We start from the raw sequence: 14,304 nt of genomic DNA on the forward strand, positions 1-14,304 counted from the left end.
TAACGGTTTTGATTAAAAAGGAATAAAATCATTGTTGTATGATATTATTCTAAAATTGGTATCTTTGTTTTCAATGTTTAACTTAACGATGTGGATTATGAAAATAATGAGGTATGTAACGGGGGTATTATTGTGCCTCGTGGGGTGTACTTTGTACGCTCAGGAAACAGATGAACTTCGGCAAGAGTTGAAGGCGTTGAGGACGGAGAACGGGAACCTGCGTCACCAAAACGATAAGTTGATGAAAAAAATGGATGATGTTCTGTGGTATAACGAGGTGGGGGATGTAGCCTATATCGATAAGGTTTTCGTGTGTGGTCCTCCCCGGGCGAATGTACAGAATCCGACTGAGATGGGAGCTAAAAATCCGTTGAAACTTTGGGCTTATGTCTTTATACCCAAAACGATAAATACGGATAAAAAATATCCTTTAATCGTTTTTGCCCATAGCGGAGTACATTCGGATTTTTCGACCTATTATGCCCATATCATACGGGAATTAATGGCGCAGGGATATATTGTGGTTGCTGCCGAATACAGGGGAAGTACAGGGTATGGGAAACAGACCTACGATCATATCGATTACGGCGGATTAGAGAATGAAGATGTGTACGAAAGCCGGAATCATATGATTGAGAATTACAGTTTCGTGGATAAAAACCGGATCGGGATAATCGGTTGGAGTCACGGAGGGATGATTACTCTGATGAATCTGTTTCAGCATCCGGATGCTTATGTGTGTGGGTTTGCAGGGGTTCCGGTCTCTGATATTGTCATGAGGATGGGGTATGCCAGTGATAGCTACCGAAAAATCTTTTCCGATAAGAACCATATCGGAAAAACGGCCAAAGACAATTTGGAAGAGTACAAGCGTCGTTCTCCTGTTTGGCATGCGGAAAAATTGCGTACTCCTTTATTGATACACACGAACACGAATGACGACGATGTGAGTGTATTGGAAGTGGAACATTTGATCCGGGCTCTGAAAGCCGAGGGAAAGAAATTCGAGTATCGAATATTCGAAGAGATTCCAGGCGGACACTCTTTTGATCGTATCGATACGAAACAATCTACTGAAATTCGGTATTCGATATACCAGTTTTTGGCGAAATATTTAAAACCGGAACATCCTTTTAAATCTCAGTCGGAGATGAGAAAGGCAGCGTATCGTTTTAATTGATAAAAACGGGGAAGTTTTCCCCGTTTTTACCATATATCCTCTGTTTCTTCCCGGCTAAAACAGTTCAAAGAGTAAATAGTGGTATGGTGGTATTTTTCTCCCGGTCGTAAAAGAGTCGAGGGAAAAGAGGGATGGTGCGGGCTGTCCGGAAGCATTTGTGTTTCCAGGGCAACGCCGGAAAATGCACCGTAATCTTTACCCTGTTTGCCTTTTTGTACTTGTAAATGTTTGCCCGTGTATACTTGTAGACCGGGATAATCTGAGAGTATCGTTAGCAGTATACCTGTCCGGGGAGAACTAAGTTCTGCCATTAATTGGATAGAGCCTAAATCGGGAAATAGATAACAATCGTCTAAACCGTCTTTTTCAATAATATCCGAAAGCCGTTTCGGAAAATGAAACGTGTGATCTCTATCCGCGGTTAGAATATTTCCCGTAGGGATGAGTTCCAGGTTGGTCTCCAGTAAGCGATTGGAGTATAATTGAAGTTCCAGTCCCGCAATGGTTTCCTGCTCCGGATTCAGGTTAAAATAGGGATGGTGGGTGATATTTACAAACGTGTCCCGGTCGGTCGTGGCATCATACGTTATTTTCAACATGTTGTTGACCAGTATATACTGAACGGTGACCTCCAATTTACCGGGAAAACCTCCTTCTCCGTCGTTACTGGTATAACGTAGAATTAAGTGATGGTCGTCGATTTGTTCCCCGTCCCAATATTGACGATCAAATCCTGCCGATCCGCCGTGCAGACAATTGTTACGGTCGTTTTTTTCTAAAGAGAAGATTTGCCCGTTCAATGTGATTTCTCCTTTATGGATCCGGTTAGCGTAACGGCCGATCGTGGCTCCGAGATAAGGATAATCATTCAGATAAGCGGGAGATACGTATTGCTCCGGATCATCGAATCCCAGAACGATATCGACTAATTTCCAATTGCAGTCACGCGTGTATATGTTTTTTATGATGCCACCGTAATTACAGATGTGAACCTCAATATTCTCGTTCTTTAAAATATATTCTTTGATTTGCATAATCGGTTCTTGTTTTGGTTGTGGTAAAATTAAAGAAAATAGTTTTTTGTTGTTATGAATAGACATTTTTAATATCTTTCGTGCTATAAGAAAATAGAATATAAAGTATTAAAAAAGAGTCATATGAGTCAAAAATTGAATTATAAATTACAGATGGACATTCAGTACGATTATCTTGAAAAAATAAATGTCCCGGAAATCGTGAAAAATTGTACCGATAAATGGTTTAATCAATCCTTGTGTAATGTAAACTCTTCCGTGTTCAGATTAGGTATTTTTGAAGGAGAATTTCATATGCATAAACATGATCATGACGATGAGTTGTTTTTTGTTATCGATGGTAGTATTGTTTTGGAAACGGAGAAGGGTACTTTTGAATTGGGACAATATGAAGGAGTATGTGTTCCCAAAGGGGTTATGCACAGGCCTATTGCTAAAAATAAAGCTATTGTGCTTATGATCGAGAATACGGGTATTGATCCTATTGGGGACGATTGAGTGTACGGATGAGGTACTGATGGCGTAATCATCGATTTGCTTCCTTTAATGGAATGAATGTGCACGGGGGTGTTCAAATATTTGTTTATTGTTCATACTTCTTTGTGAAAATAATATTTTATAAATATATTTGTAAAATATACATACGCGTAAGGAAAGATAATGAGCTGGAATATGTCTGATGTTAATATTCAATCCGAAGAATTTATAAAAGGATTAGTCCATAGGGAGCCGCGGTCTTTCCGATGTTTATTCTATTTTTTTCACAAACGCTTGTGCCTTTTTGCCTTGAAGATCGTAAAAGATTCCTGTGAGGCGGAAGACATTGTTCAGGATGTTTTTTTGGCTTTTTGGAAAACGGATATCGTAAAATTTCCGAATCTAAAAACGATTCGAATTTTTTTGTACAATAGCGTTCAGAACCGTTGTTTGAATTATCTCCGGGATCGGGAAATTCAGGAACGGAATTATAAAAAATTAGGTCGGCAAGAGTGGGATGAAGATTATATTCTTTGTCAACAGATCCGGGCCGATGTCGTGGCTGAAATTTTCGATGCCATTAACGAATTACCGGAAAAGTGCAGGGAGATCTTTACCTTGTCTTATATTAAAGAGTTGCCGGATAAGGAGATTGCCGAGTTGTTGCAAATCAGCCCGAATACGATTAAGACCCAAAAACAACGGGCCAAAACTTTTCTGCGTACCCGTCTTGGAGATGTTTTTGTGTATGTTACGATGTTTTTTCCGGGTTTTTAACGTTATATTTTTAGGAACAGGTATCTAAAAGAAATGCTTTCTTCTCGGTAAACAAAACGGGAACATTTGATTTTTAGATTATCTTTGTCGCCCTGACTTCAAATTTAAACCGATTATGCGATTTACCAACCGACAGATTTTACATATAGCAGGCCCGATACTGATCAGTGTGTTAATGGAACACTTGATCGGAATGACGGATACGGCCTTTTTGGGGCGTGTCGGTGAAATCGAGTTAGGGGCTTCCGCGTTGGCAGGAGTCTATTACTTAGCGATCTTCATGCTCGGGTTCGGATTTAGTACGGGGGTTCAGATTTTGATCGGCAGGCGGAACGGAGAGGGTAATTATGCTTCAATCGGATCTATTTTTAATCAAGGATTGTTGTTTCAGCTTTTTTGGGCGACGTTGATTTTTTCTATTTCCAGAATTTGTTCGGCTCCGGTACTCGATGCCATCATAGACTCTCCTAAAGTATACGAGGCTACCCTTAGTTACCTGAACTGGAGAGTGTACGGCTTCTTTTTTTCGTTTGCGGCATTGATATTCAGGGCATTCTATATCGGAATTGCGGATACGCGTACGCTTACGGCCAACTCTTTGGTCATGGTCGGAACGAATATCGTGTTGAATTACATGTTGATTTTCGGTAAATTCGGTTTTCCGGCATTGGGTATCGCGGGAGCAGCGATCGCTTCCGTGATAGCTGAAATGGTCTCTTTGCTTTTCTTTGTCTTTTACACGGGAATTAGGGTAGACCGGAATAAATATAATTTATATCGTTTCCGGCGTTTCGAAAGGCAATTACTCGGCCGTATATTGAATATTTCCGTATGGACCATGATGCAGGCATTTATATCCATTAGTACCTGGTTTTTATTTTTTATTGCCGTCGAACATTTGGGGGAGCGTCCGTTGGCTATTACCAATGTACTTCGTAATATATCCTCTCTGTTTTTTATTATTGTCAGTGCTTTTGCTACCACGGCTTCTTCGTTGGTCAGTAATTTATTAGGATCGGGGGAGCAACACCGGGTGATGGAGACTTTTAAAAAGGTGAGCCGACTTTGTTATATGTTTATTCTTCCTCTGGTCTTGTTAATGGCTTTGTTTCCGACACCGATCATGAGGATATACACGGATAATTCCTCTCTGATCGAAGCGGCGGTTCCTTCTTTTTACGTGATGATATTCGTTTATCTGATCAGTGTTCCGGCCAATATCCTTTTCAATATGGTCTCTGGGACCGGCAACACCCGTCCGGCTTTGTACATGGAACTGATTTCTCTTCTCTTTTACGTATCGTCGGTCGTTTATATTGTTATCTATCGGAAAGCGGATATTGCCGTCTGCTGGACGACGGAATACATATACCTGCTGTCGATGGGAAGTTTAGCTTACTGGTATATGAAGAAAGGAAGTTGGAAGAATAAAGAGATTTGAATATTAGAACGTTTTGTTCTTCCTAAAACGGGAGGTATTTTAAGATATTGAAAAATAAATAGAAATAAAACGATATTTATAGTGTCCGTTTCATTTATTGTGTTACCTTTGACACGTATTTGAGAAGAAATAGTTTTTGTATTCGAATTCCTGCCCGGCAGTAAATGTTATTGTTAAGTAGACTTCCTTTCAATTTTTTTTTCGTCCTCATTTATTTATTATTAATCTTAAGTTTATTTATAATGAACATTTACATTTCAAATTTGAGTTACGGTATAAATGATACCGATTTAAATCAGCTATTCGCAGAGTACGGAGGCATTTCGTCCGCAAAAGTAATTATGGACCGGGAAACCGGTCGTTCAAGAGGTTTCGGTTTCGTAGAAATGAATGACGATGCTGAAGGTCAAAAAGCTATTGATGCATTGAATCAGGCTGAATACGACGGCAAAGTAATCAACGTGGCTGTTGCAAAGCCTCGTGTTGAAAGAGGTAATAACGGTGGCGGATATAATTCCAATCGCGGAGGTTATAACTCGAACAGGAGATATTGATCCGTATTTCGGAAAGTAGAAAAATTTTCCGAGTCCGATTTAAAATAATGTAAATGGACTGTCTAACAAGTTTTAGGCAGTCCTTTTTTTTGATTAGAAAAAAAAGACATTCTTGTTGAATTAGAGGCAATTATCCATAAACGAAAGAAATAAACGTTTATTCTCTTCGGATTTGCCAATCCATTCCCAATATCGTTATCTGCTCCGGAGTTACTTTTCAGGTAATAAACACCACGATGGTATCCGCTATTTTTAAACTCTTCTCCATGTTTCTCCTTGTTTTTGTATCTTATAAACACATGGGCGAATAAAAAGGGGTAAAGGAATTTCTGGGAAAATAAAAAAAAGTTGAGTTTTTTCTTCATTACTATGATTTGTTGTAAAAAAATAATTATATATATTTGTAAATGTAAACAAAACAAATATCTTTGCAAAAAATACGTCTAATATTGATATTTGAATTAAGAAAACTATGAAAAAGATTAGAAAAAACGTTTTGAAATCATTCTTGTTCATCAGTTTAGGCTTCTGTCACGACAATCACATTTTAAAAAGTAATTCTAATTGAAATAAAATATCAAGAAATACTTAATATTTTGATTATTCAGGATTTAAATTTACAATTATGGAAATGACAACCCTAAAAACCGCTATCGCTTACGAGATCAAGTTAGTAAAAAGAAGCTGGTTATTTAATCTATTTGTCTTCGGGGCATTGGGATATATAGTAGGTGACAGTTTTCTGGATAACTTTGTGATGAAGTATATTTCATGGGATAAATTTATATTTGCGTCTTCCTTTCCTCTACACGGGTTTTACTTTTTAAACCTGTTTCAATCGGTAATTGTTGTCTTTATCGCCTGCGATATCCAAAGGAAGCGGAAAAAAGCCGAAACCCGGGAGGTTCTTTACGCCCGGCCTATCGGTAACGGGCAGGCTTTTGTCGGGGAATTTTTAGGTGTTTTTATCCCGTTCGCGGTAATAGACATGCTGTTCTTGTGTGTCTCCATGTCGATCAATCTATTTATTCCAAATTCCCCTGTTAATTTGTGGGTAAATCTTTTCTATCTTTTCACGCACGTGCTGCCCACGTTTGTTTTTATCACCGGGCTATCCTTGCTTTTGAACAAGTTGATAAAACACCCTTTTATTAGTTGGCTTATCCTCGTGGCCTTTCTCTATTTTGCGTACGCTTATTTGGAAACACCTTTTCACGGGATACTGGATTTCCGGGGCAGTCAGCTTCCGAACGCTTTTTCCAGTATAGCCGGATTCATGAATCTTTCGGATTACTTGCTCCAGCGAATCGCTTTCTTGTTGGTGGGAGTAAGTTTTCTTTATTTTAACGTTTTGTCTACGAAGAGGTATCCTGGCGTCCCCGGTCGAAAACGCTATTTACTCGTTCCGGCCTCCCTGTTTTCGGTACTTGCCATAGGGCTCGGGATCATCTACGTTGAAAAGTTCCAAACCCGCCTGAAAAACAGGATCGAGTATCGTGAGACCTTTGTAAAATACGATGAATACCCCAAGGCACGCGTACTCGCTCACGATATCACGTACCGCCCCGGGGAAGATAAATTCTCGGCAACAAGCCGGATGAGGGTACAGAACCGGAAAAGAGTAAAAATGGAGCAGTTTTTACTCTTTTTAAACCCGGGATTAAAGATCGACAAGATCGAATCTGACGGGCAGAGTCTTCCCTTTCACAGGGATCACCAGGTAATTATCGTCGAACATCCCTTGGCTCCCGGGGAGAATACCGAACTGAAGATAGAATACGAGGGGATGATCGACGAGGATATTTATCAGGTAAATATTGATAACGATGCATTCTTTTCTCCCCGTACCGAATCAGGAGGAGAAAATTACGGTAAACGCACGGCTTTTGTCTCTAATCAATACACTTTACTCGTGCCGCAATTGATGTGGTACCCGATGGCGGTAGCCCCGGTCGAGTTACAGGCATCCCGAGAGACTGATTTCACGGACTATACCCTTCGTGTTAAAAAACCGGGTGAAATGACGGTTATATCTCAAGGTGTACCCACGAGGGGAGGGGATGAAATTACGTTTAACAATTTGCAAAACCTGACCGGGTTAACCCTTTGTATCGGGAAATACGAGAAAAGGGCGATTACTGTCGATTCTCTTACCGTCGAGTTTTATACTTACCCGGGGAATGATTTTTATCTGAGCTATTTCGATGAATGGGAAGCCCTGAAAAAAGATAACCCGGACCGGGAAAAAAAGTTAATGGAAATAGTCAATCAATGTAAAAATAAAATTGAGGAGGGGAAGCCTAACCCTTATCCCTTTAACTATTTCAAGCTGATCGAGGTTCCATCATCTTTCTATTTTCTAAGTTCGACTTCGTTTAGTGATAACATTCAACCGGAAATAGCACTTTTTCAGGAACGTTTATACTGGGTAGAGAATACACATCCCGGTACTTATTCCAAGTTTGCTAACCAAGACAGGAGTGTACAGGAATTTATGCTGAGCTACAAGATTCCTTTTTTATTGGACAGGATGAATATGGGGCACATTTTTTCGGATTACAACAGTAGTATCACGTCCGATAGGTATCAGGGTATAGACTTGATATTCAATAAAATGAAAAGCCTGAAAGAACTTAGGGATGAGGTGAGCCCGAAAATCTTGAATCGTATCGCGGAAAAAGGATTAAAAGGAGTCATGGCGGAAGGATACAGCAAAGAACAAAGCATTGTCATTCATTTAAAAGTTTCTCATTTATTGGGTTATCTCACAACGATTACCACCTGGGAGTCTTTAAGCCGTTTTATGCTGGATTTTAACGCCCGTACTCGTTTCAGGGAGGTTGACTTCGACTCGTTCCTCGAGGGGTTCGAGCAGCGTTTCGGGCAGGATATTAAGCCCTATATGGACGAGTGGTACGTGAGCCACCAGATTCCCCTGTTAACGATAAAAGATCTCTCCTATAAAACAACAGAAGAGATGCAAATCATCGATTTCAAGGTAGGTAATTTCAGCGAAACGGATGGTATCGTTTCGATTGTTACGCCTAGTGAAGGTCGCATTGGGGGTAGTGCGATCAGGTATTGCCGGAGTTACGTGATCAAGCCCGGGGAGTGCAAACGAATCATCGTACATGAAGACATAGAGTATTCCCTGCAATTGACCACTAATTTTTCGGGCAATTTGCCGAAAGATATTTCATTCGATAATGAAGATTCTTCCTTATCGGGTCCCGTACCTAAAGAAGGAGTCAATTTGATAGAGAAAAGTCAATTCTATCCCCCGGGGGAGATTATCGTTGACAACGAGGACGAGAACTTCCACTTGATTGATTCGTCAAACAATCGAAAGCGGTTGGTCGATCTGGTCAAAAAAGAAGAGGGCAAGCAGGAATACGTTCCTTTGTACCGTATTAAAGCTAACGCATGGAGTCTTTCTTTATCGCAGGGACTATTCGGCGAGCGTATTCGTAGCGCTTTTATAAAAAAATCCGGCACGGGAAAGTTTAAGGCCGAATGGACGGTAAACCTACCGAAGGCAGGGATGTACGAGATATTTATCCATCGACCTCATCTTATTGTATATGGCGAGAGTAAAGGTGCAACCGATTATCCGGGAATGAAAAACTACTATACTGTCTACACTCCAAAGAAAAAAGAGGAAGTTATCTTAGAAGTTCAAGAAGGAGATTGGAAACGATTTGCATTCACCCTACCGTCAGAAAAAACATGGGTGTCACTAGGCAGGTTCGCCCTGCCGGCAGGAGAATCCCGTGTCGTGTTGGACGACCGGGGAGTGGCTCCCGTTGTAGATGAAGCATATGGTGATCAATATTTTACTCAGTTAGTGGTGGCCGATGCTGTTAAATGGGTACAAATTAAATAATGATGAAAACCTAATACTATGAAGTGAACAAAATCGCATGAGCAAGATAGAGGTGTTTTTGTTATATTCGCAGAGGTCACGTGATTACCATTATTTGATATAGTGTGATGGCTATTTTTCTTATTTTTGTCTGGAAAATTAAATTTTTTGATCGGGGTTTTAAATTTCAATTAAATACAAATCTCTCTTTTTTTGTAGTATTGGATTTTGATCTTCTTCACTAAAATAGTCATCAATTGCTTGTTTTATTTATAAATATTATTTATTCGTTTAAATAATAAAAAATACTTGTAATTATAAATAAAATAATTCATTTTGTAAATGATGTATTAAATTATTTACTTTAAAAATAATAAGACTATGAAAAAGATTAGAAAAAACATCTTAAAGTTATTTTTATTTATCTGTTTAGGTTTAACCATTACGACAATTGCGATTGCTGCGGCTTTGGATCCTCCTGGTCGCCCTGGGCAGCCTCTAATTATTGATTATTGGAAAACTGGATGCACGATAGAATACACGGCACCCAAATATAATGGAGGGTCACCGATCACGGGTTATACTACTGAAAGTCGATATAAGGACGAAGATAAATGGGTAGACAGGGGAACGGTTAAGCAGCTTAGGCGTGACATTGATGACATGCGGGAAGGAGCTGTTGCAGTATTTCGCGTTTTTGCTAGAAATAAAGCAGGAGTTAGTGCACCGTCAGAAGAAAGCCCAGAGGTGACCTTTAAAAGTCGAATTCCTGGGCAATAGAATACCATGAAATAAAAAATCCCGAATGACCATGACGTTGAGTTATTCAGGATTTTTTTCTTGTGGAAGTTAAATGGCCCTGTAAAAACCATTCGTAAAGGTTAAGTCATTTTATACAAATAAAATATCCGAGAATTGACGTCCGTATCCTTGTATAAGATTTTTATATGTTGAGAAACATTTCTGTTTTTGTAATGCTTTTTTTTATTTATATCGTTATCTTGTACTAAAAATAAATTACAAAAAACAAAATCTGCAAATATGGAAATGACGAATCTAAAAACCGCTATATCTTACGAGAGCAAGTTGGTAAAAAGAAACTGGTTGTTTTACCTTTTTATCTTCGGAGTATTATGTATATTAGGTATCATCTTCCCCTTGAGTATTCATGAGGGTATGTGGAGTGACGTCGTATTTGCGTCTTCCATGCCTTTAAGTGGGATTTACTTTTTGAACTTGTTTCAACCGGTAATCATTGTCTTTATTACCTGTGATATCCAGAGAAAGCGGAAAAAAGCCGAAACCCGGGAGGTTCTTTCCACCCGGCCTATCGGTAACGGCCAATCTTTCCTCGGAGAATTTTTAGGTGTTCTTCTCCCGTTTCTGGTAATCAATGTCGTCTTCATGATTATCTCCATATTAATCAATATATTCGTCCCGAATTCTCCTGTTGACTTGTGGGTAAATCTTTTCTATTTCCTCACGCACACGTTACCCACGCTTGTTTTTATCATCGGATTGTCCTTGCTGGTAAACAAGTTAGTCAGGCACTCTTTTGTCAGTTGGGTTATTCTGGTAGCCTTTCTCTATTTCGCGTACGCTTACTTGGAAACACCTCTTCACGGGATATTAGATTTCCGGGGACATTCGCTTCCGAACTCTTTTTCCAGCATGGTCGGACACGTGCATCTCGCGTATTATCTGCTCCATCGGGGCGTTTTCTTGCTATTAGGAGTAAGTTTTCTCTATTTTGGCATTTTGCTTACGAAGAGGTATCCCGGTGTCCCCGGCCGGAGACGCTATTTAATTGTTCCCGCCTCCTATTGCGCATCATACCGATGGTTTTATAAAAGCTCCGCCGCTTTCTTTCGGTTGCAATTTCACCCAGGAACAGATGACAGGTATTGTGTCTTGTACCAATACTTATCATCTGTTTTGTATTTCAGAGGTTTGTATCGAGGATATGGAAGCTCTCTTTTCCTGTAAAGAGGGCTTTCATATTCGGGTGAATAATCTTCGTCATGTGGTTATCCTTTTCGATGCGCTTCTCGAAAACTCATTCATCCAATTTCGCTGGCAGTCCGTTCTGGACAAAGGGCGGTTCCTGCAATCCAAGGACGGCACACGGTTCATTTCCGCTTCCAATCTTTCATCGGCACTTTCCGCTGTCAGAAATAACAAGACATCGGTCATCTGCGGAATAAAAAGAGCCATCAAGGAATTGAAAATATAGAAGCGAAAATTTTCTCAAATGAGAATGATATAAATACATAAAAGCACTATGTCTGTATTGGCCAGACATAGTGCTTTTGCATGCCTTCTGAAACTTACGAGATTGGAATATGAATGAGTTGAACAGGTTTTACCAATCGTTAATGCAGGATATTGTTTCCATGTACTCCGAAGATGAGGATGGTAATATACAGGAGTAGGTATTTACTTGAATCTGTGAGGAGATGTTGTCCGAAGCTAATGAAATAAATGCTGAAATATATAGATACTGCCGTTTTTATGGTTTAACTGAAGACAAAATCACCTTCATCGAATCAATGATAAAATCAATGTAGAAGTTAACGAGGGCAAGAGTGCGAGACTTGCCCTCGTTAAAAACTCACTTTTCTTTTCGCACACCTTTAAACGGTGTTCCGTCTTGTTTGACATCCATAAACCGTCCAGTATCTTTATCCCTTTTTACCCATTGTTCTGTTTTGGAATTAAAAACCTGTGAACGATTTTTCACTGCGCCATTACGATGCCCGTCTCCTTACGGTGGATTTGTTGCCATAACCTTTTTGTCTTTATAGTTGTTCTATGATTTTTTGCATTGCCTCACTACCCTTTGTTAATAGATTCTTTGCAGCCTCTTTGGTATTCAAATTTTCAATACTTAATCCCACATAGGCTAAAGATTGTTTCTCATTGTCTTTGGTGATTTTCGCACCATTATGATGAGCAAGTGAGAGTATTGAACGTAGTGTCCTTTCGTTTTTTAAGAAGGTATTGAATTCTGTATCATCAATTTTAAGATGCTCAAATAATCTATGTAAGTATGCAATAGATGCCCCTTTCTTTTCTTCTTCTGTAGGATTAAGGATGTTTTTATAGAGTTCTGCCTTATTTAAACTATCATAAAACATCAATCCGATTTGTTGAAGTAACGGACTGAGTGCAAAATAATCATTATCCTGCAAAAGATTAATTTTGTCAGGTATTTCGCTCTGAGCATGATTCAGAGAATTGATAAGCGGAAATTTATACTTATCTTCCCACTTGCTTAATAAATTTTTGTATGTGTCCCTGAAAACGAAATCAATTGATTCAGCAGAAGAATTCCAATTGCCTTGAATCATTGTTTCTTGAAAATGCCTGCTAAAACTGCGGCCGTCAGGAGCGATGTTGTAACCCTTCCAAACATTTTGTTCTCTATAGGGGAGATTTAAAACATCTTTTAGAAAGGCAACAATATAATTCTCGTTTTCGTTGTCGCAACGGATAGAGAAACTTGGTGTAGTGATTCCAAGTGGTTCAATCACATATTTTTCGCGTCCCATATAGAGAGCATGTAATTTCTTATCAAAGAAAATTGGAGTATATGGGAAGGTTTTTTCATCAGAAAATAACTCTAACCCATTCTCATCTGTCGCAATAATATATTGACTGTTCATAGATTTCATGTATTCTTTAAGTGGTGTGTGCTTAAAGACAGACTTTCCATTGAACCAATTACGCATATTGGTAAAACACGGATTTACCATAATATTGTAATGCTGTAATGCTGTCCGACTTATGTCTTCACCTCTTTCAGAAGTACATTTATATTTAAAAGTTGGAGAGTAATCATTAAAATTATATTCAATTTCTGATTGACAGTGGCAGATTAAATCCATTCCCTTCGCTGCCATAAATTCAGTAAGGTGTCTGTTAAGTATTCTTGCGGAAGTGTCTGTGATTTCACAAACAAGAATGTCGTTATCATCAAAAAACTGAGTTGCGTTCCCCTTATGTACTTCATATAAATTATGGTAAAAAACAAGTTCTTCTGCAATTCTAATCTGAATGAATCGTTCAGGCCCATTTTTGAAGTCACGAATTATTGTCAATGGTTCAAAACCATCATGTGCAAAAGGTTTATATACACATCCATTGATTAAGGCACTTCGCACATTGTCTGGAATATCCAACATGTATGATGATAGCGCATCAATTGCCTTAGATGGAGTTGCCAAATAGCACCAGTACTTATAGTAAATATCAATTGCTCCGTCTTTGTAATGTTGCTTCTTGTATAACCACACCCAATCATTTTCTAAGAAATGATTGGATAATAGTTTAATATGCTGTTGGTGTTCAAATTCTTCTTGTGTCATATTTTGAAGTTATAGTTTAGCAAGTAGTTCTATGACCTTATGAATCTCCGAGTATGCCATCAAATTTCCGGTGATTCTTGGCAAAGTTGGCACAACCTTTCTAAATTAGAGACAGCCCTTTCCAAATCACCATTCTCTGTAAGATATTTGTAGAGATTGGTGCGTATGAAATATCGCTTCGTCTTTTCATACCCCGGCATATATTTTTGTAATTTAGGAAGCAGTTGCTCGTAACTCTCATATCGCCGACAAACGACATTAGGCAGGAAGTGAAGTAAAAACCAAAACTCCGTACATGGGTTCGTCTCAACAAATATCACTTTTCCGGCATACTTCTTGGCTCCATACTTTCTCTTTGCCCGCTGATACAACTGCATTTCAGATGGAAATTGAAAAAGCCGATCCATATCAAACAGACAAACGATAAAATCATATTGCTTGCCCAAGTATGATTCTACCAGCTTCAGAATATGATTGATGTCGCTGTGTTGCGGAAAATCAGGAGCGACCTTGAAGGGATAGCGACACGCAATCCTCAGAGAATCGAAATAAAACCATTCGGTTTCTCCCTCGCCTATGATCGCTATACTTTTTGTTACTGTTCGCCCCATG

Annotated in this window: 10 protein-coding genes and 2 pseudogenes; 8 read left to right on the forward strand and 4 right to left on the reverse strand. The window is 39.1% G+C overall.

The window, feature by feature from the left end; translation table 11 throughout:
- The first annotated feature begins 241 nt into the window (after positions 1–241).
- The gene (locus tag NVS78_RS04545) at positions 242–1,180 is read left to right on the forward strand and encodes an alpha/beta hydrolase family protein (protein ID WP_286358463.1); all 939 of its coding nucleotides are present in this window, start codon (positions 242–244) and stop codon (positions 1,178–1,180) included.
- A gap of 26 nt (positions 1,181–1,206) precedes the next feature.
- Here the strand turns inward: NVS78_RS04545 and NVS78_RS04550 are convergent, their stop codons facing one another.
- Positions 1,207–2,214: an aldose epimerase family protein gene (locus tag NVS78_RS04550; protein ID WP_286358106.1), complete on the reverse strand. Its 1,008-nt coding sequence runs from the start codon at positions 2,212–2,214 to the stop codon at positions 1,207–1,209.
- A gap of 123 nt (positions 2,215–2,337) precedes the next feature.
- On the opposite strand from NVS78_RS04550, the gene NVS78_RS04555 reads away from it, so the two are divergent.
- The 6 genes from NVS78_RS04555 to NVS78_RS04580 all read left to right on the forward strand — a co-directional run bounded on the left by NVS78_RS04555 (position 2,338) and on the right by NVS78_RS04580 (position 10,105).
- Entirely contained in the window at positions 2,338–2,712 is a 375-nt protein-coding gene (locus NVS78_RS04555) for a cupin domain-containing protein (RefSeq protein ID WP_286358107.1), read from the forward strand.
- Between the two features lie 174 nt (positions 2,713–2,886).
- Positions 2,887–3,468 (forward strand): RNA polymerase sigma-70 factor, encoded by a 582-nt coding sequence (locus NVS78_RS04560; RefSeq protein WP_286358108.1) that lies wholly within the window; start codon positions 2,887–2,889, stop codon positions 3,466–3,468.
- A 115-nt stretch (positions 3,469–3,583) separates the two neighbouring features.
- The gene (locus NVS78_RS04565; RefSeq protein ID WP_286358109.1) at positions 3,584–4,909 is read left to right on the forward strand and encodes an MATE family efflux transporter; all 1,326 of its coding nucleotides are present in this window, start codon (positions 3,584–3,586) and stop codon (positions 4,907–4,909) included.
- A 242-nt stretch (positions 4,910–5,151) separates the two neighbouring features.
- Positions 5,152–5,463, forward strand: coding sequence for an RNA-binding regulator (gene rbp, locus NVS78_RS04570; RefSeq protein ID WP_041502706.1), 312 nt, complete (start codon positions 5,152–5,154; stop codon positions 5,461–5,463).
- Between the two features lie 625 nt (positions 5,464–6,088).
- Entirely contained in the window at positions 6,089–9,346 is a 3,258-nt protein-coding gene (locus tag NVS78_RS04575; protein ID WP_286358110.1) for a hypothetical protein, read from the forward strand.
- Between the two features lie 360 nt (positions 9,347–9,706).
- Positions 9,707–10,105: a fibronectin type III domain-containing protein gene (locus tag NVS78_RS04580; protein ID WP_286358111.1), complete on the forward strand. Its 399-nt coding sequence runs from the start codon at positions 9,707–9,709 to the stop codon at positions 10,103–10,105.
- Between the two features lie 461 nt (positions 10,106–10,566).
- On the opposite strand, the gene NVS78_RS04585 is transcribed toward NVS78_RS04580, so the two are convergent.
- A complete protein-coding gene (locus NVS78_RS04585; RefSeq protein ID WP_286358112.1) occupies positions 10,567–10,731 on the reverse strand; it encodes a hypothetical protein in 165 nt (54 codons plus the stop codon).
- Positions 10,732–11,180: 449 nt separating this feature from the next.
- Here NVS78_RS04585 and NVS78_RS04590 point away from each other — a divergent pair.
- Positions 11,181–11,558: pseudogene (locus tag NVS78_RS04590) on the forward strand (hypothetical protein); the annotation flags it as partial.
- A 565-nt stretch (positions 11,559–12,123) separates the two neighbouring features.
- Here the strand turns inward: NVS78_RS04590 and NVS78_RS04595 are convergent.
- Entirely contained in the window at positions 12,124–13,692 is a 1,569-nt protein-coding gene (locus tag NVS78_RS04595) for a hypothetical protein (RefSeq protein ID WP_286358113.1), read from the reverse strand.
- 9 nt (positions 13,693–13,701) lie between these two features.
- Positions 13,702–14,303 (reverse strand): annotated as a pseudogene (locus tag NVS78_RS04600) (RloB family protein).
- Between the last annotated feature and the right edge of the window lies 1 nt (position 14,304).

Origin of the sequence: Gabonibacter chumensis (genome assembly GCF_024741215.1) — a bacterium.
In the GTDB taxonomy this organism is placed as follows: domain Bacteria; phylum Bacteroidota; class Bacteroidia; order Bacteroidales; family Marinifilaceae; genus Gabonibacter; species Gabonibacter massiliensis.

Excerpts from the sequence above, each read along its gene's own strand:
- NVS78_RS04545 (WP_286358463.1), top strand. The coding sequence starts at position 242 with ATGAAAAAAATGGATGATGTTCTGTGGTATAACGAGGTGGGGGATGTA.
- NVS78_RS04550 (WP_286358106.1), bottom strand. The coding sequence starts at position 2,214 with ATGCAAATCAAAGAATATATTTTAAAGAACGAGAATATTGAGGTTCAC.
- NVS78_RS04555 (WP_286358107.1), top strand. The coding sequence starts at position 2,338 with ATGAGTCAAAAATTGAATTATAAATTACAGATGGACATTCAGTACGAT.
- NVS78_RS04560 (WP_286358108.1), top strand. The coding sequence starts at position 2,887 with ATGTCTGATGTTAATATTCAATCCGAAGAATTTATAAAAGGATTAGTC.
- NVS78_RS04565 (WP_286358109.1), top strand. The coding sequence starts at position 3,584 with ATGCGATTTACCAACCGACAGATTTTACATATAGCAGGCCCGATACTG.
- rbp (WP_041502706.1), top strand. The coding sequence starts at position 5,152 with ATGAACATTTACATTTCAAATTTGAGTTACGGTATAAATGATACCGAT.
- NVS78_RS04575 (WP_286358110.1), top strand. The coding sequence starts at position 6,089 with ATGGAAATGACAACCCTAAAAACCGCTATCGCTTACGAGATCAAGTTA.
- NVS78_RS04580 (WP_286358111.1), top strand. The coding sequence starts at position 9,707 with ATGAAAAAGATTAGAAAAAACATCTTAAAGTTATTTTTATTTATCTGT.
- NVS78_RS04585 (WP_286358112.1), bottom strand. The coding sequence starts at position 10,731 with ATGAAGACGACATTGATTACCAGAAACGGGAGAAGAACACCTAAAAAT.
- NVS78_RS04595 (WP_286358113.1), bottom strand. The coding sequence starts at position 13,692 with ATGACACAAGAAGAATTTGAACACCAACAGCATATTAAACTATTATCC.